A 17,333-nucleotide genomic window follows, 5' to 3' on the forward strand; every position below is an offset into this window, starting at 1 on the left:
AAGCCAGCCTGTCAGTTGGCTGTCGAAAAGCACTAGGGAAAATGCTAGGCCCCACGGGCGCTTACAGTCTCGCCTATGCGATTACTTCTGGTGGAAGACGACCCGGCCATGCAAACCACGCTGCTGCGCGCGCTGGGCCGGCAAGGTATGCGGGTGCAAGCCTGTGGCGACGGCCGCGCCGCGCTGGACCTGTGGCTGGCTGCGCCGCCCGACGTGGTGCTGCTGGACCTGTCCCTGCCCAGCATGGACGGCCTGCAGGTGCTGGATGCCGCCCGCAAACAGGGTCTGCGCACGCCGGTGCTGATACTCACCGCGCGCGGCACCGTGGGCGACAAGATCCTGGGCCTGAACACCGGCGCCGACGATTACCTGCCCAAACCCTTCGACCTGGAAGAGCTCGAAGCCCGGCTACGCGCCCTGGCCCGGCGCAGCAACGAATCCGCATTTGGTTTTGAAGAAAAATCGGCCTCCAGCGCAATCAATCTGGGCGCACTTCGCTATGAAAAAGAGAGCGGCGTACTTTACCACCTGGACCAGCCGCTGGAGCTTAGCCCGCGCGAGCTGGCCATGCTGCGCCCATTGATGGCCCAGCCCGGCCATGCGGTTAGCAAGGAACGGCTGTTTGAGCTCGTCTTCCCTGGCGCGCAAGAGGTGCAGTACGAAGCCATCGAAGTAGTGGCCTACCGCTTGCGTAAAAAGCTCAGCGCCACCGGCGTACACCTGATGACCTTGCGCGGCCTGGGCTATCTGCTCAAGGAAAGCGCTTGAAACCCAGCCGCTCCCTGCGCAGTACGCTGCTACTGGGCATTTTGCTGCCGGTGCTGCTGGTGGTGGGCATCAACACCTACAGCCTGTACGAGCAGGCGCTGGAAGCCGTCACCACCGCCTACGACCGCAGCCTGCTGGCGTCGGCCAAGTCGATCGGCGAAGAACTGGAAGTGGATGGCTACGACGACAAAGCCGTGCTGCGCGCCACCGTGCCCTATGCTGCGCTGGAGGCCTTCGAGGCCGACAACAAAAGCAAGATGTTCTACCGCGTCTCCAGCCTGGACGGGCAGCTGGTATCGGGCTACACCGTGCTGCCCTTCTGGCATGGCAGCATTCCCCAGCGTCCACCCTATGCCGCGCTGGTGGACTTCTACAACGACAGCGTGGGCGAGGAGCCCGTGCGCGTGGCCGTGCTGCTGCAACCGGTGGCCACCCAGACAGGTCGCGCCATGGCCGTGATCCAGGTGGGCGAAACCCTGGAGTTGCGCCACACCCTGGCGCGCCAGATCCTGATCGACACCCTGTGGCGCCAGGCCGCGCTGATCCTGGTCATCGCCGTGCTAGTGGTCGCCGTGGTGCAGCACGCCACCGGCCCGGTACGCCAGCTCAGCCGCACACTGCAAGACCGCCCCGAGGGCGACCTGACTCGCCTGGCCGCCCCCGACGCACCGCGCGAACTGCGCCCCCTGCTGGACGCCACCAACCAGGTCATGGACCGCCTGCAGCACTTGCTGGACCACCAGAAACGCTTTGTGCGCGACGCGGCGCACCAGTTGCGCACACCCTTGGCAGTACTGAAAACCCAGGTCCAGTCCGCCCTGCGCAGCGACGTCGAGCCGCTGCAGGCCCTGCATGAAATCAACGCCACGGTAGACCGCGCCACCACCCTGGCGAACCAGATGCTGGCCCTGGCCAAGGTGGAGCAATTGCGCCAGCAGGACGACGCCCAGCCCCTGGACTGGGCCGAGGCCGTGCGCGCCGTGGCCCTGGACCTGTCACCGCTGCTGGCCGACAAAGACCTGGACTTCGCGCTGGACACCCAGCCCACCCGGGTGCGCGCCCACGACTGGATGCTGCGCGAGCTGACGCGCAACCTGCTGCACAACGCCATCAAATACAGCCCCCATGGCGGCACGCTGGAAGTCCAGCTCAGCCTGGAGGGCCGCCACGCCCAGCTGCGCATTGCCGATGACGGCCCGGGCATCTCGCCCGAGCTGGCACGTCGCCTGTACCAGCCCTTCTCGGCCGGTGACGTGCACCATGGCTCCGGTATGGGTTTATCGATCTGCCAGGAGATCGTGCACGCCCTGGGCGGTACCATCAGCCTGCAAAACCGCAGCCGGCAGGGCCAGCACGACGGGCTGGACGCCTGCGTGCGCTTGCCCCTGACAACCTGACCCGAGGACGATGGAAAAACTACGTATCGACAAATGGCTATGGGCCGCCCGCTTCTACAAGACCCGCAGCCTGGCCACCGAAGAGGTCAACAAGGGCAGGGTGCAAGTCGCCGGCCAGGACGTCAAACCCGCGCGTGAAATCAAGGCCGGTGACCACATCACCCTGCGCCAGGGCCCCATGGTGCGCACCGTGGTGGTAGTCGGCATCAGCCAGGCACGCGGCCCGGCCCCTGTCGCCCAAGCCTTGTACGCCGAAACACCAGAAAGCCTGCAAACCCGCACCGCCGCCGCCGAGCAGCGCCGCCTGGCCCCGGAGCCGGCCCTCAGCCTGGACCACGGTCGCCCCACCAAGCGCCAACGCCGCGACCTAGACCAGGCAGGCCAGGCCTGGGGCGATCGGTGGAGTGCCTCGGTGGACGACTGAAAAAGACTAGAAAAACTAGGCGAACGCGGAAAACGCGCTGATCAAACCCTGGTTCTTGCTGTCGGCCACCACCTGGTAGGCCAGGGCGGGATTGCTTTTCAGAGCCGCCGTCCAGTTCGTGGCATTGGCATCGCTTTGGCTGGCCGCCACGCTGCCGTACTCGCCCGACGCAATCGCCAGATCGCTGCTACTGACCGGCGTGCCCGTTTCGGTGGAGTCCAGCAAATCTGCCGCATTGGATTGCGCCGTATCAGCAACCGCGCTGGTGCCGGCCTGCAGATAGGAATTCAGCAGGCCTGCCGCGGTGTAGGTTGGGGTGGTGGCAGCGCCAGAGCCAAACGACGCAATGATGGACGCGTCACTGGACTGCTGTATGGCCTGATCCGTGAGCTGATAGAGCCCAGCCAGCCCGTTGCCCACAGTGTAGGGGGCGACCAGACTGCTGCTGGAGCTGATTGTGGATATTGCGGCCATGACGAACTAATTCTCGGCCTCGGGTCACCGGTTTTCAAGCAGGTTTACACAGCGATACCAGCCGCGGGCCCAGGAAGCCGTCAACGATAATGCACGGTCTGGGCCTAGCCGCCCACCCGCACGCGCATTCCATCGATTACCCGACTACCTGTTTCCCCCACATCACATCCAACACATGGGAACCAAAACCCAATCACAGCCAGCGGCCAGCCCCGTAGATCTCTCGAGCCATACGCCCATGATGCAGCAGTACCTGGCCATCAAAAACGAGCATCCTGAGACCCTGGTGTTCTACCGCATGGGCGATTTCTATGAGCTGTTCTTCGGCGATGCCGAGAAGGCCACGGCCCTGCTGGACATCACGCTGACCAAGCGCGGCCAGACTGCTGGCCAGCCCATCCCCATGTGCGGCGTGCCCTTCCACTCCATGGAAGGCTACCTGGCCAAGCTCATCAAGCTGGGCGAATCGGTGGCGATTTGCGAGCAGGTGGGCGAAGTCACGGGCAAGGGCCCGGTGGAGCGCAAGGTGGTGCGCGTGGTCACCCCCGGCACGCTGCTTGACCCCGAGCTGCTGGCCGACAAGACCGAATCCGTGCTACTGGCCGTGCACCAGGGGCCACGCAATAGCTGCGGCCTGGCCTGGCTGAGCGTGACGCGCGCCGAAATCCACCTGGCCGAATGTCCCAGCGACGAACTGGAGGCCTGGGTGACGCGCATCGCCCCCAGCGAACTGCTGCACAGCGCCGATGCCAGCGCCAGCTTCAGCCAACGCATCCAGACGCTGAAGCGCGCGTCGGCCACGGCCCTGTCCAGCACCGCGCGCCCGGCCTGGCAGTTCGACGCTGCCCTGGGCCAGCGCAAGCTGCTGGAGCAGTTGCACGCTGCCAGCCTGGAAGCCTGGCAGGCAGAAGACCTGCCCCAGGCCCATGCCGCCGCTGCTGCGCTGCTGACCTTTGCCGAGCACACCCAGGGCCGCGCGCTGTCCCACGTACAGACCATCCGCGTGCAGAAAAGCGATGCCAGCATCAGCCTGCCGCTGAGCACCCGGCGCAATCTGGAGCTGACGCAGACCCTGCGCGGCGAGGACAAACCCACGCTGTTTTCCCTGCTGGATACCTGCAGCACCAGCATGGGCAGCCGGGCGCTGAAGCGCTGGCTGCTGGAGCCCCAGCGCGACCGCAGCGAAGCCGCGCTGCGCCTGCAAGCGATTGGCGTGCTGCGCGAAGCCGGCATGGGCCAGCGCCTGCGCGAACAGCTCAAAGGCAGCGGCGACGTGGAGCGCATCAGCGCCCGCATCGCGCTGCGCCAGGTGCGCCCACGCGAACTGGTGGCCCTGCAGTACACGCTACAAAAAACAGAGCTACTGCTGCAGGCAATACCAGCGCAAACGCCGTATTTGGCCCAAATCGCTGGCGCGCTGCAACCACCCGAAGGCTGCGCCGCCCTGCTGCAGCGCGCCATCCTGGACGAGCCCTCGGCCCTGGTGCGCGATGGCGGTGTGATCAACCACGGCTTTGACGCCGAGCTGGACGAGCTGCGCGCCATCCAGACCAATTGCGATGCCTTTCTGCTGGACCTGGAAACCCGTGAAAAAGCCCGCACCGGCATTGCCAATCTGCGCGTGCAGTTCAACAAGGTGCACGGCTTCTACATCGAAGTCACCCAGGGCCAGGTGGACAAGGTGCCCGATGACTACCGGCGCCGCCAGACACTGAAGAACGCCGAGCGCTTCATCACCCCCGAGCTCAAGGCCTTCGAAGACAAGGCCCTGAGCGCCCAGGAGCGCGCGCTGTCGCGCGAAAAATGGCTGTTTGAACAGCTGCTGGACCAGCTGCAGGCCTTTGTGCCGCGCCTAGGCCAGCTGGCCTATGCCCTGGCCGCTCTAGACGTGCTGTGCACCCTGGCCGAGCGATCCCTGACACTGAACTGGTGTGCGCCGGTATTCGTCAAGGAACCCTGCATCGCCATCGAAGGTGGCCGCCATCCGGTGGTGGAGGCGCGCCTGGCCGAAAACTCCAGCGCCAGCTTCATCGCCAACGACACGGCCATGGGCCACCGCCAACGCATGCAGATCATCACCGGGCCGAACATGGGCGGTAAATCGACCTATATGCGCCAGGTGGCCATCATCGTGCTGCTGGCCAGCATGGGCAGCTATGTGCCGGCCGACAGCTGCCGCCTCGGGCCGATAGACGCCATCCACACCCGCATTGGTGCGGCGGATGACCTGGCGAATGCGCAATCGACCTTCATGGTGGAAATGACCGAGGCAGCGCAAATCCTGCACAGCGCTACCGCCCACAGCCTGGTGCTGATGGACGAGATCGGCCGCGGTACTTCCACCTTTGACGGCCTGGCCCTGGCCAGCGGCATTGCAGCGCACCTGCACGACAAGACCCAGGCCTTCTGCCTGTTTGCCACGCACTACTTCGAGCTGACCGAGTTCCCGGCCTCGCACCATGGCGCGGTGAACATGCATGTGAGTGCCGCCGAGTCGGGCCGCGACATTGTCTTCCTGCACGAGCTGCAGCCCGGCCCGGCCAGCCGCAGCTACGGTATCCAGGTGGCGCGCCTGGCCGGCATGCCGGCCGCCGTGCTAAACCACGCCCGCCACACCCTTGCCGCGCTGGAGGACCACGCCCAAGGCAGCCAGGCACAGGTAGACCTGTTCGCCGCCCCGCCCGAGCCGGTGCAATTGGGGCCTGGCCCCGTAGAATCGGCGCTGGCGGCCATCCAGCCCGACACGCTGTCCCCCCGCGACGCCCTGGAGGCCCTGTACAGCCTCAAGAAACTAGCCCAACGCGAGCAGGGCTGACCTGCTGCTCCACCACGAATCTATTGCGCCATGACCTACTGCGTCGCCATCAAACTCAATGCCGGACTGGTTTTCCTGTCCGACTCCCGTACCAATGCCGGCCTGGACCAGATCAGCACCTTCCGCAAGATGATCGTCTATGAAAAGCCGGACGACCGCTTCATGGTGCTGCTGTCGGCCGGCAACCTGAGCATCTCGCAGTCCATCCGCGAAATCCTGCAGGTCGAGCAGCTGAAGGAGCACGAAGACAGCGAACCCATCACCATCTGGAACGCCAAGAGCATGTTCGACGCGGCCCGCGTGCTGGGCGCCGCCGTGCGCCATGTGTACGAGCGCGACGCCGCATCGCTGCGCCAGGCGGGGGTAGAGTTCAATGCCTCCATGATCTTCGGCGGTCAGATCAAGGGCGAAGGCATGCGCCTGTTCCAGGTCTATTCGGCCGGTAACTTCATCGAAGCCACGCACGAAACACAGTACTTCCAGATCGGCGAATCCAAATACGGCAAACCGGTGCTGGACCGGGTCATTTCCCCCGACACCCCGCTGGACGAGGCCGCTAAATGCGCGCTGGTGTCCATGGACTCCACGCTCAAGTCCAACCTCTCCGTTGGCCTGCCACTGGACTTGGTGGTCTACGAAGCCAACAAATTCCAGACCGACAAAGTGGTCTGCATGGACGAAAACAACCCCTACTTCCGCATGCTGCACAGCAGCTGGGGCAAAAAGCTGCGCGAAGTGTTCGACAGCATCGAAGACCCGATGTGGAACGGCGAGGCCACCAATGTGCCGCTGATGGTGGAATCCGGCCGCGGCAAGCCGCTGCGCAAAATCACCACGCCCAACGAGCGGCTGATCTAGAGCCGCAGGCAACGCCCCATGCGGTGGCGTATGCTGAACTTACGTGACTGCCCTCTGCCGTCCAATTGCACACAATGGCAGTCATGCAATCCATCATCTTCGCGCACGCCAATAGCTTCCCCGCATCCACCTACCGCGTCCTGTTCGACAACCTGCGTGCCCGAGGCTACGCGGTGCAAGCGCTGGAAAAAGTCGGCCATGACCCGCGCTACCCGGTCAGCAACAACTGGCCGCAACTGGTGCAGCAGTTGGCCGACTTTGCGGCAGAGGTGGTGGCCCAGCAGGGCGAGCCGGCGTTTCTGGTGGGGCATTCGCTGGGCGGATTTTTGAGCCTGATGACCGCCGCGCGGCATCCAGAACTGGCCCGCGGCGTACTGCTGCTGGACTCGCCCCTGGTGGGTGGCTGGCGCGCCACCACGCTGGGCGCCTTCAAGCGGACCAAGATGGTCGAAACCGTATCACCCGGCAAAGTCAGCAAAGGGCGCCGCCAACACTGGCCCAGCCAGCAGGCAGCGCTGGAGCATTTTCAAAGCAAGAAAGCCTTCGCCCGCTGGGACCCGCAGGTGCTGCAAGACTATGTGGTGCATGGCATGCAAGACCTGGACGGCAAGCGCGTGCTGGGCTTTGACCGCGCGGTAGAAACCGCCATCTACAACACCCTGCCCGACAACCTGGAAAGTCTGCTGCGCCACCACCCGCTGAAATGCCCTGCGGCCTTCATAGGCGGTACGCAGTCGGCCGAGATACGCCAGGTCGGCATGGCGCTGACCAACAAGGTCACCCATGGCCGCACCATGATGCTGGACGGCAGCCACCTCTTCCCCATGGAAAAGCCGATGGCCACCGCAGCCGCTATTGAAGCAGCGCTGCGCAACATGGGCGGTGGCTGAACCTGGCCTAACTCAGTGCTGAGTAAAAAAGGGCTGCAGCGCAGCCAGTCCATCGATAAAGACAACCCGCTCGGCCATCTCCGCAGGCATGCCTTCACGCGGGTGTAAGCAAAATACCTGCATGTCTGCGGCCAGCCCGGCCTGTACACCGGGCAGGCTATCTTCCACCACCGCGCAATGGCGGGGTTGTGCGCCCAGGGCCTGGGCCGCATGCAGGAAGAGCCCGGGGTCGGGCTTGAAAGAGCCCACTTCGTAAGCACAAAAAATGCGCTCGCCCAACAAGGGCAACAGCCCCGTCAGGCCCAGCGTCAGCTCCACCTTGGCGCGCGGGCCGTTGGTGGCCACACAGAATGGCAATTGCAGACTTTGCAGCAGCGCCAGGGCCCCTGGCAAGGCCTCCAGGCCCTGGCGGAAGCGAAGCTCCATCTGACGGCGCACCTGCAGCGTGAAATCGGCCTGAAATGCCAGTGACGAGGCCGGTGAGGTGGACGGCAACTGCGACGCAATCCAGGCCACACAATCCGCCATGCGCGCCCCACGGAACTGCTGGAAGGCCTGCGCACGCGTCAGGTCCACGCCGTGGGCGCGGGCCATCTCGAACATCACCTCCATGCCCGGCTCCTCGCTGTCCACGAGGGTACCGTCGGCATCAAAAATGACGGCATCTATGCGCATGGCCACCATCCGGTTTACGCCGCCCAGTTCACTGTGCCGGTCCACCAAGTGGCCAACACCACCAGACCGAAGGCGATGCGGTACCAGGCAAACACTTCAAAGCTGTGGTTGGCGATGTAGCGCAGCAGCCAACGTATGCACAGCCAGGCCGCCAGAAAGCTGACGATGAAACCCACCGCGAACAGCGGGAAGTCGGCCATGGACAATGAGGCCCGCTCCTTCCACAGGCTGTAGCCACCGGCAGAGATCAGGGTCGGAATGGCCAGGAAGAAGCTGAAGTCGGTAGCCGTCTTGCGCGACAGGCCCAAGAGCATGCCGCCGATGATGGTGGAGCCCGAGCGGCTGGTGCCGGGGATCATGCCCAGGCATTGCACAAAGCCCACCTTGACAGCATCCCAGGCGGTCATGTCGTCGATGTCTTGCACACGGGCCTTGGGCTTGGCGTAGCGCTCCACCCACAGAATGATCAGACCGCCGACGATGAAGGCCGCCGCCACCACCGGGGCATTGAACAGATAGTCCTTGATCTTCTTGTAGACGAAGAAGCCAATCAAGCCGGCAGGCAAAAAGCCCAGCGCCACGTTGAACACGAAACTGCGTGCCTTGGGACTGGTGGAAAACTCGCTCACCGAACCTGAGATACGCTTCCAGTAAACGATGATGACGGCCAGAATGGCGCCTGTCTGGATGGCGATATCGAACACCTTGGACTTGTCATCCGTCATGCCCAGCAAGGTGCCAGTCAGGATCAGGTGGCCGGTACTGGAGATGGGCAGGAACTCGGTCAGCCCCTCCACAATGCCCATGATGGTCGCTTTGATCAGCAAAATAATGTCCACGCACGCTCCCTAAAAACTGTTGTGCAGCGATTATCACAGCGCGACAAGACACTACAAACGGGACTCGGGCGCGTTGCTTTTCTTTACACCCTGTGCGCAGGGCAGGCCCGAACCTGCCCCGCAGCGATCAACTGCCGCAGGTGCTGCTCGCGCTGGTGCCGGTGCTACCCAACCACTGGCTCAGCGCCGCGCTGTAGGCCTGGTCGAAGCGGCCGTAAATATTGCTGCCACTTTGGTTGGTACAGCTGGAATCACCACCAAAAAGTTGTCCCACCAGATAGTGGCCACCACTGGACGAGGTCTGGAACAGCGGCGAGCCGCTGCTGCCCTCTTCCGTGGCGCCGCTGGTGAACACCGCATTCAGGAAATTGCCGCTGGTCACGTTGGACACGGAACAAGTCCGGCTCTGCGACGTGGAGCTTATTTGGCTGCACAACTGGAACGAAGCCACGGTACCGGTGCTGACCTTCTCCAGATCGCCCTCGGGGAAGTGCAAGCCAGCCACGGTGGCACCTATGGTGGCCGGGTCCACCAACCAGCCCGCATACATGGCTCCCGTAGGCGGCGTGTCGAGCAGACGCATGAACGAGGTATCGGTTCCGCTGTTGGCATACAGCAAGGTGGCGCCGCCGATGCGGGTCGTGGAAGACGAGCTCAGCGCAGTACTGTTGCAGCTGGCAGAGCGGTAGAACCAGTAGGTCTGCAGACTGCTGGCCTCGGTCTGGGTGGAGATGCAGTGGTTGGCCGACAGAAAGTACGGCGTGCCACTGGAGCTTGTATCGTTCAGCAGCGTACCCGAGCACTGGTACAGCGTGCCGCCGGAAGCAAACACCATGCGGGCCACGGCATTGCTCTCCTTGCTGCTATAGCTGCTGTTGCAGTTCACATCAACCTCGCAACTGCCTGAACTACCAATGGCACGGGCGGTGACCGTGCTGGAATCCAGCGGCGACACCACCAGATGCGACAGGCGAGGCACGGCAATCTGCACCGTACTGGTGGCGACCTGGGCGGGCAGCTCTATCTCCAGCGTGGCCTCCTGGCCTTGCACCAGCGGAGTCCAGTAGGTACGCGCGTTGTCGCTGCTGTCGCCACTGTCCAGATTGCGCTGCACGGCATCCAGCACGGTCTGGCCAGAGACCACATAGGCCGTGCTTGCATCCTGCGCATAGACGCGCACCGTAGCGCCGGCAGGCAGGCTTTTCACCAGCATACCCAGGCGCAGACCCTTGGCGTCTTCGGAGCTGAAACTGATGGCCGCGCGCTGGCCGCCGCTGACCGTGCTCTGCCAGCCCAGCACCGCGGCCGTGCTGTCCACACTGGCGGTCAACACCACGTCGCGTGCCAGGCCGATACGGCGCGGCACGCCGATGCTGCTGCTCTGTGACACCTCGGCCAGGCGGGCCTGGCTCAACGTACCCAGGCTGATCGACCAGGCGTTGATGGCCGTGCCGCTGCGCGCCTGGATGGGCGAAACATCGGAGCCCTGGCTCAGCATGGGTTCGACCTGCACCGCGGTATCCAGCGACGCCGATTTGGCTACGCTACTCACGCCATCCAGCGCGGACGAGGAACAGGTCGTCGTAGTCGTTGTCGTCGTGGTGGTCGTGGAGGAAGAACCTCCACCACTACCGCCGCCGCAGCCCGCCAGCACAAGCACTGCCGCCCAGGCTCCCAGTTTCAAAACATCTGCCATTCACCATCTCCGTAAAGCAATTGCGCCAATCATACGTACTGCAGACACGTGTTCACGGCCTAGCCCAACCACAGACACCCACTCTTTACACAATCTTAAATATTCAGAAAAAAGTCACTCTGCCGCATATAAATACAACGAGGACAGCTATTAAATTTGAAGCGCAACCAACCATTCAGGCAGCGATTACCCGGTGGCTTCATAAAGCCATACACAAGGCATATATTTCCTCCACATGGTGGACGCAGAATGCGCCGGCCCCCGGTTGCAAACACCCCGTGGGCGATTCACCGCCGCAGAGCAGGCACACGCCGCTCTGCCGCCCTTTCTTGCTTCTACGCGCCACCCGATTCCGATGCCCTACTTCTCCCGCGTTTCCCTTCTGGGGCTGGTCCTGTTACTGCAGAGCCCGGCGTTCCCCGCTTTGGCGGCAGCACCAGCATCGAAAGCCATCACACTGAATTTCTCCAACGCCGAGATAGAGGCCGTTGCCCGCACCCTGGCCGTCATCACCGGCCGCAACCTGGTGGTGGACCCGCGCGTCAAGGGCACGCTGTCGCTGAGCAGTGACACGCCCATCACACCGGCCAAGGCCTGGGACCAATTTCTGGCGGCCCTGCGTATGCAGGGTTACACCATGGTGGAGACGGCGGGGCTGTACAAAATCGTGCCCGAAACCGAGGGCAAGCTGCAGTCCGAGTCGGTGCGGCTGGACGCTGGCCCGCAACGCGGCGACCAGATCGTCACCGAGATCTTCAAGCTGAACTATGAGAACGCCAACAACCTGGTGTCGGTGCTGCGCCCGCTGATCAGCGCCAACAACGTGATCAACGTGAACAGCGGCAACAACTCCCTTGTCATCACCGACTACGCCAACAACCTGGGCCGGCTGCGTACCATCATTGCCGCGATGGACACTCCCAGCGCCACCGATGTGGAGGTCATGCCCCTGCAGCACGCGCTGGCAGCCGACCTGGCCGCAACCGTGCAGCGCCTGACCGACAGCTCCGGCGGCAAAACTAGCAGCACCAGTAGCAGCGCCGCCGCCACGCCCAGCCCGGGCGCAGCCACCGCCCCTGCAGCTGCCAGCACGGCCACGGCTTCCAGCGGCGGCGCCTCGGTACTTGCGGACACGCAAAGCAACAGCCTGCTGGTGCGTGCGCCCAACTTGGCGCAACTGGCCTTCATACGCTCTCTGGTGGCCCGGCTGGACCGACCCCGGGCGAACAGCAATGTGCGGGTGATCTACCTGAAGAATGCCGACGCCACCCGCCTGGCCAAGGTGCTGCGTGCCGCCTTCCCAACGGACTCGACCAGCGGCGGCAGTAGCAGCAGCTCCGGCAGCACCAGCACACCCAGCGTGGCCCAGGTCGCCAGCAATAGCTCCAGTTCGAGCAGTGGTAGCAGCAGTGATAGCTCACAAGCCAGCGCACCCGTCACCGCCACGGCCCAGCCCTCCACCGGCGGCGGCATCCAGGCCGACCCGGCCAGCAATGCCCTGATCATCACCGCGCCCGAGCCCCGCTTCCGCGAGATGTACCCCATCATCGAGCAACTGGACTCGCGCCGCGCGCAGTTATATGTGGAGTCGCTGGTGGTGGAGGTGGACGCCACCAAGACCGTGGACCTGGGCGTGCAATGGGCTTCGCTATTCGACGTCAGCAGCAGCACCACCCTGACCCTGGGCACGGTGGCCAAGGCACTGGAGGAAATGACCGGCACCAACATCCTGTCCACCGCCAACATCGTGACGCTGGACAACGAAGAGGCCAAGATCGTAGTGGGGCAAAACGTGCCCTTCATCACCGGCTCGTACACCACCAGCACCAGCTCCAACCCGTTCCAGACCATCGAACGCAAGGACGTGGGCATCACCCTGCGCATACGCCCGCAAATCGGCCAGAACGGCAGCATCCGCATGACCATCTACCAGGAGTCGTCGTCGGTGGCATCCACCAGCTCCACTACCGGGCCTACCACCAACAAGCGCTCCATCGAGTCCACCGTCATGGTCAACAACGGCAAAACCATTGTGCTCGGTGGCCTGATCGAAGACAGCCACACCGACGACGCGGCGCAGGTACCTGGCATTGCGGATGTGCCCTTTCTCGGCGCACTGTTTCGCAGCATGAGCCGCACACGCAAAAAGACCAATCTGCTGGTGTTTCTGCGGCCGGTGGTGATGGCCGATGAGAACGCCGCCGACGCGCTATCGCTGGACCGCTACGACTACATCCGCGCCAAGCAGAAGGAGATGCCGATGGACATCCACCAACTGCCGCCAGACACCAGCCTGCCCCTGCTGCCGCCCAGCGCCTCTGGCGCCCAATAGATTGTGAACAGACTCTCAAAAGTTAAGTAAATTTGCGAATAGCATGGTTGACGTATCCATGCTGCACCGCAATAATCCGCCCATCTTAATTTTGGAGTGCCCAACGTGGACAGTGCCAGTAGTTGTTGTGATGTGAAGCGTGCCGCGGTATCCGCGATAGCCGCTGTCTTATCAGCCATCTGACGCCACGTTATCTGTGGTTGTGGGGCTGCCAAGACAGCCGCCAGAACCACTTTCAGACGGTGTAGCCCACCGTGTGAAAGTAGCCGTACTCCCTTCCCATTGCTTGTAGTTGCTGAGGCAAAGCCTGGTCTTTGCCGGCGACTCATTGCTGCTCCGTCAACGCTCGGGCGCCCTGCTTTGCACAGGAGCGCGCGATGCCTTTACCCTTTGCCCCCCGCCGGGACCTGGCTGCCCATACGCCCACCCACGCCGCAATGGCTGCGGCCACGCCGCTGCATGCGCCCCCAACCAAGACGGATGTCCAGACCCTGGACGCCGTCAACGCGCTGGACCACGGCTGCGTCTGGCCCACCCACCGCTTGCGCTGCTTTTTACAACTGCAGCACAGCAAGGCTTTTGCGGGTTCACGCTGAGCCCCTGAGCACCAAGCTATTTTTGGCAAAGGAGATGTCCCATGGACCCGTCACCCAGTAGGCGCTTGCATGCGCCGCCTTCTCATCACCACTGCCATTTATTTCCAACCCTCGCATCCGGCCCTGACCTGGAGGCACCGGCTCACCTGAACACGTGAGGCGTTTGCTCCTGGGCCACGGCCGCCAGGAGAAACCCATGCTGTTCCACACCCTCGATCCCCGCGCTGCGCTGCTGCGCCGCCGAGCTGGCACACCAGCCCAAACCGAACCGGCTTCGGCCACCCACCTCTCCCGCCTGATGCTGCGCGCCGCCATGGACGACGTGCCGGCGCTGCTGACCCGGCTGGATACGCAGGCCAACGGCCTGGAGCATGCGCAGGCCGCACGCCGGCTGGAGCAGGTGGGCCCCAACGAGGTGGCACATGAAAAGCCCGCCCCCTGGCGGCTGCATCTGTGGCGCTGCTACAGCAACCCGTTCAACCTGCTGCTGACGGTGCTGGCCAGCGTGTCCTATCTGACCGACGACGACAAAGGTACGGTGGTAATCGGCAGCATGGTGGTCTTGTCCACCCTGATCCGCTTTGTGCAAGAAGGCCGCTCCAACCGCGCGTCTGCCCAGTTGAAGGCCATGGTCAGCAACACGGCTACGGCACTGCGGCGGGACGCGGCGCATGCGGACATGCCGCCGACATACACCGAGCTGCCCATCCAGCAGCTGGTACCCGGCGACCTGCTGCAGCTGTCGGCCGGCGACATGGTCCCGGCGGACTGCCGGGTACTGAGCGCCAAGGACCTGTTCATCAGCCAGTCGGCCATGACAGGCGAATCCTTGCCGGTGGAAAAGTTTGCCGAGCGCCGCTCGGGCAGCGACAACTTGCTGGAACAGGCCAACCTGCTCTTCATGGGCAGCAACGTGGTGTCCGGCTCCGCCCTGGCCCTGGTGGTCACCACCGGCAACAACACCTACTTTGGCACCCTGGCCCTGCGCGTCACCCGCAGCGACCGCGCACCCACCGCTTTCCAGGCAGGGGTGAACAGCGTCAGCTGGCTGCTGATCCGCTTTGCCCTGGTGATGGCGCCGCTGGTGCTGCTGATCAACGGCTTCACCAAGGGCGACTGGGCCGAGGCCCTGTTGTTTGCCCTGTCCATCGCCGTGGGCCTGACGCCTGAAATGCTGCCGATGATCGTCACCTCCACACTGGCCAAGGGCGCTGTCATCCTGTCGCGCCGCAAGGTGGTAGTCAAGCGCCTGGATGCCATCCAGAACTTCGGCGCCATGGACGTGCTGTGCACCGACAAGACCGGCACGCTGACCCAGGACAAAATCGTTCTGGAGCGCCACACCGATGTGTTCGGCAACACTTCCGCACAGGTGCTGCAGTACGCCTACCTGAACAGCTACTACCAGACCGGCCTGAAGAATCTGCTGGACCGCGCGGTGCTGAACCATGTGGATCTGCAAGCCAGCCCGCCACTGGCGCAGGCCTACCGCAAGATCGACGAGGTGCCGTTTGACTTCCAGCGCCGGCGCATGTCGGTGGTGGTGTGCGGACAGCCAGACCAGCACGAACTCATCTGCAAAGGCGCGGTGGAGGAAATGCTCTCGGTCTGCACCCAGGTGCGGGTAGATGGGCAGAACGTTCCGCTGGACGCGCACATGCTGCTGCGTATCCAGGACGTCACCCGCCAGCTGAATGCCGAAGGCCTGCGCGTCGTGGCCGTCGCCATGAAGACGACGCCAAGCAGCCACACCGTGTATGCGGTGGCCGATGAAACCGGGCTGACGCTGCTGGGTTACGTCGCCTTCCTGGACCCGCCGAAGGAATCCACCGCTCCGGCGCTGAAGGCCCTGGCGGACTACGGCGTGGCGGTGAAGGTGCTGACCGGCGACAACGAACTCGTCACCGCCATGGTCTGCCGACAGGTGGGTCTGCAGGTGCAGGGCGTACTGCTCGGCCACCAGATCGACAAGATGGACGACGCCGCGCTAGCCCATGCCGTGGAGCATCGCAATGTGTTTGCCAAACTATCGCCGCTGAACAAGGAACGACTGGTACGCGCTCTGCGGGCCAACGGCCATGTGGTGGGCTTTCTGGGCGATGGCATCAACGATGCGCCTGCGCTGCGTGCCGCCGACATCGGCATCTCGGTAGACAGCGCGGTGGACATCGCCAAGGAAGCCGCCGACCTGATCCTGCTGGAAAAAAGCCTGATGGTGCTGGAAGAAGGCGTGATCGAAGGCCGCAAGACCTTCAGCAATATGCTGAAGTACATCCGCATGACGGCCAGCTCCAACTTTGGTAACGTGTTTTCGGTGCTGGTGGCCAGCGCATTCATACCGTTTTTGCCCATGCTGTCACTGCACTTGCTGGTGCAAAACCTGATGTACGACGTATCGCAGATCGCCATCCCGTTTGACAACGTGGACGACGAGCTGCTGCAGGCGCCGCTGAAATGGAACCCGGCCGACATCGGCCGCTTCATGGTGTTCTTCGGGCCCATCAGCTCTGTCTTCGACATCACCACTTTTGTGCTGATGTGGTTCGTCTTCAAAGCCAATAACGCGGCCCAGCAAACGCTGTTCCAGTCGGGCTGGTTCGTGGTGGGCCTGCTCACCCAAACCATGATCGTGCACATGATCCGCACGCCGAAGATTCCGTTCATTGAAAGCCGCGCGGCCTGGCCACTGATGCTGATGACGGTGCTGACCATGGCGGCCGGCATTTTCCTGCCCATGGGGCCGCTGGCCGCGTATTTCAAACTGCAGGCGCTGCCGCTGTCCTACTTCCCGTGGCTAGGGGCGATTCTGCTGGCCTATATGGTCCTGACGACATGGCTGAAGCAGTTTTACATCCGCAAATTTGGCTGGCAATAAGACCATTTATAGAAACGATAACACCGCATGAAAACACTGGAAGCTCTGCAATATTTCGATGCTCTGGCGCTGCTGGACACCCTCATCCGTCTGGCCACGGCCTTTGTGCTCGGCGGCATGATTGGCCTGGAACGCCAGGTGCGCCAGCGCACCGCAGGCCTGCGCACCAACACCCTGGTTGCGGTAGGCGCCGCCATTTTTGTCTCGCTGGGCGACCGGCTGTTTGAACTGCATGGCGGCGGGCAAGGTGCCGTCACCATCGTGGCCTATGTGGTGTCGGGCATAGGCTTTCTGGGTGCGGGTGCCATCATGAAAGAAGGCGCCAACGTGACCGGCCTGAACACCGCCGCCACTCTGTGGGGTTCGGGTGCCGTGGGGGCCTGCGCCGGCTCCGGCCTGGTGGCCGAGGCCGCGCTGGCGGCGCTGTTTGTGCTGGCCAGCAACACGCTACTGCGCCCGGTGGTCAACCGCATCAACCGCCGCCCGGTGAACGAGGAAACCAGCGAAGCCACCTACACCGTCTACGCGATCTGAAAGAACCTGCTCAAGGTCTTTTTGGGGCCGCGTTGGGGAGCAATCGGGATGAGTTGGCTGTCAGCGCCTGCAGCATGGGCTCTCTGCCCATGCAAGGGTGATGGCGGGCAAATCGCCCGATTTCTCCCCAACCCGTAGGGCAGTTGCCTTCTCGGGCAGT

The 17,333-nt window shown here is 63.5% G+C and carries 13 protein-coding genes and 1 pseudogene; 10 read left to right on the forward strand and 4 right to left on the reverse strand.

What is annotated here, in order from left to right:
- The first annotated feature begins 75 nt into the window (after positions 1 to 75).
- Genes AC07VY_RS16120 through AC07VY_RS16130 form a run of 3 tightly spaced genes read left to right on the forward strand, consistent with a single transcriptional unit; the run spans position 76 to position 2,589 of the window.
- A complete protein-coding gene (locus tag AC07VY_RS16120; protein ID WP_495098214.1) occupies positions 76 to 768 on the forward strand; it encodes a response regulator in 693 nt (230 codons plus the stop codon).
- Complete coding sequence (locus AC07VY_RS16125; RefSeq protein WP_495098213.1) at positions 765 to 2,165, forward strand: sensor histidine kinase; 1,401 nt, start codon at positions 765 to 767, stop codon at positions 2,163 to 2,165. The genes AC07VY_RS16120 and AC07VY_RS16125 overlap by 4 nt, the downstream gene beginning before the upstream one ends.
- Before the next feature lie 10 nt (positions 2,166 to 2,175).
- Positions 2,176 to 2,589, forward strand: coding sequence for an RNA-binding S4 domain-containing protein (locus AC07VY_RS16130; RefSeq protein ID WP_495098212.1), 414 nt, complete (start codon positions 2,176 to 2,178; stop codon positions 2,587 to 2,589).
- Between the two features lie 15 nt (positions 2,590 to 2,604).
- Here the strand turns inward: AC07VY_RS16130 and AC07VY_RS16135 are convergent, their stop codons facing one another.
- On the reverse strand, positions 2,605 to 3,063 hold the full coding sequence (locus tag AC07VY_RS16135) for a hypothetical protein (protein WP_495098211.1): 459 nt from the start codon (positions 3,061 to 3,063) through the stop codon (positions 2,605 to 2,607).
- Positions 3,064 to 3,301: 238 nt separating this feature from the next.
- Here AC07VY_RS16135 and mutS point away from each other — a divergent pair, with 238 nt between their 5' ends.
- From mutS to AC07VY_RS16150, 3 genes are all read left to right on the forward strand, one after another.
- Positions 3,302 to 5,878, forward strand: coding sequence for a DNA mismatch repair protein MutS (gene mutS, locus AC07VY_RS16140; RefSeq protein ID WP_495098210.1), 2,577 nt, complete (start codon positions 3,302 to 3,304; stop codon positions 5,876 to 5,878).
- Between the two features lie 30 nt (positions 5,879 to 5,908).
- Entirely contained in the window at positions 5,909 to 6,736 is an 828-nt protein-coding gene (locus AC07VY_RS16145; protein ID WP_495077102.1) for a proteasome-type protease, read from the forward strand.
- Between the two features lie 83 nt (positions 6,737 to 6,819).
- Positions 6,820 to 7,626, forward strand: coding sequence for an alpha/beta fold hydrolase (locus tag AC07VY_RS16150; RefSeq protein ID WP_495098209.1), 807 nt, complete (start codon positions 6,820 to 6,822; stop codon positions 7,624 to 7,626).
- Between the two features lie 12 nt (positions 7,627 to 7,638).
- Here the strand turns inward: AC07VY_RS16150 and AC07VY_RS16155 are convergent, their stop codons facing one another.
- The 3 genes from AC07VY_RS16155 to AC07VY_RS16165 form a co-directional block, all read right to left on the reverse strand.
- The gene (locus AC07VY_RS16155) at positions 7,639 to 8,346 is read right to left on the reverse strand and encodes an HAD family hydrolase (protein WP_495111319.1); all 708 of its coding nucleotides are present in this window, start codon (positions 8,344 to 8,346) and stop codon (positions 7,639 to 7,641) included.
- Positions 8,316 to 9,140 (reverse strand): undecaprenyl-diphosphate phosphatase, encoded by an 825-nt coding sequence (locus AC07VY_RS16160; RefSeq protein WP_495077100.1) that lies wholly within the window; start codon positions 9,138 to 9,140, stop codon positions 8,316 to 8,318. The genes AC07VY_RS16155 and AC07VY_RS16160 overlap by 31 nt, the downstream gene beginning before the upstream one ends.
- 127 nt (positions 9,141 to 9,267) lie before the next feature.
- Positions 9,268 to 10,836 (reverse strand): trypsin-like serine peptidase, encoded by a 1,569-nt coding sequence (locus AC07VY_RS16165; protein WP_495098207.1) that lies wholly within the window; start codon positions 10,834 to 10,836, stop codon positions 9,268 to 9,270.
- Between the two features lie 355 nt (positions 10,837 to 11,191).
- Here AC07VY_RS16165 and AC07VY_RS16170 point away from each other — a divergent pair, with 355 nt between their 5' ends.
- From AC07VY_RS16170 to AC07VY_RS16185, 4 genes and pseudogenes are all read left to right on the forward strand, one after another.
- On the forward strand, positions 11,192 to 13,168 hold the full coding sequence (locus AC07VY_RS16170) for a secretin GspD/PilQ domain-containing protein (RefSeq protein ID WP_495098206.1): 1,977 nt from the start codon (positions 11,192 to 11,194) through the stop codon (positions 13,166 to 13,168).
- 377 nt (positions 13,169 to 13,545) lie between these two features.
- Positions 13,546 to 13,764: a hypothetical protein gene (locus AC07VY_RS16175; protein ID WP_495098205.1), complete on the forward strand. Its 219-nt coding sequence runs from the start codon at positions 13,546 to 13,548 to the stop codon at positions 13,762 to 13,764.
- Positions 13,765 to 13,960: 196 nt separating this feature from the next.
- Positions 13,961 to 16,639: a magnesium-translocating P-type ATPase gene (gene mgtA, locus AC07VY_RS16180; RefSeq protein ID WP_495098204.1), complete on the forward strand. Its 2,679-nt coding sequence runs from the start codon at positions 13,961 to 13,963 to the stop codon at positions 16,637 to 16,639.
- Positions 16,640 to 16,666: 27 nt separating this feature from the next.
- Positions 16,667 to 17,170, forward strand: a pseudogene (locus tag AC07VY_RS16185) (MgtC/SapB family protein); the annotation flags it as partial.
- Between the last annotated feature and the right edge of the window lie 163 nt (positions 17,171 to 17,333).

The sequence above is a fragment of the Rhodoferax sp. GW821-FHT02C08 genome (assembly GCF_059421805.1).

Coding starts and splice junctions, on each gene's coding strand:
- AC07VY_RS16165 (WP_495098207.1), bottom strand. CDS start 10,836: ATGGCAGATGTTTTGAAACTGGGAGCCTGGGCGGCAGTGCTTGTGCTG.
- AC07VY_RS16120 (WP_495098214.1), top strand. CDS start 76: ATGCGATTACTTCTGGTGGAAGACGACCCGGCCATGCAAACCACGCTG.
- AC07VY_RS16130 (WP_495098212.1), top strand. CDS start 2,176: ATGGAAAAACTACGTATCGACAAATGGCTATGGGCCGCCCGCTTCTAC.
- mutS (WP_495098210.1), top strand. CDS start 3,302: ATGATGCAGCAGTACCTGGCCATCAAAAACGAGCATCCTGAGACCCTG.
- AC07VY_RS16170 (WP_495098206.1), top strand. CDS start 11,192: ATGCCCTACTTCTCCCGCGTTTCCCTTCTGGGGCTGGTCCTGTTACTG.
- AC07VY_RS16135 (WP_495098211.1), bottom strand. CDS start 3,063: ATGGCCGCAATATCCACAATCAGCTCCAGCAGCAGTCTGGTCGCCCCC.
- AC07VY_RS16150 (WP_495098209.1), top strand. CDS start 6,820: ATGCAATCCATCATCTTCGCGCACGCCAATAGCTTCCCCGCATCCACC.
- mgtA (WP_495098204.1), top strand. CDS start 13,961: ATGCTGTTCCACACCCTCGATCCCCGCGCTGCGCTGCTGCGCCGCCGA.
- AC07VY_RS16175 (WP_495098205.1), top strand. CDS start 13,546: ATGCCTTTACCCTTTGCCCCCCGCCGGGACCTGGCTGCCCATACGCCC.
- AC07VY_RS16145 (WP_495077102.1), top strand. CDS start 5,909: ATGACCTACTGCGTCGCCATCAAACTCAATGCCGGACTGGTTTTCCTG.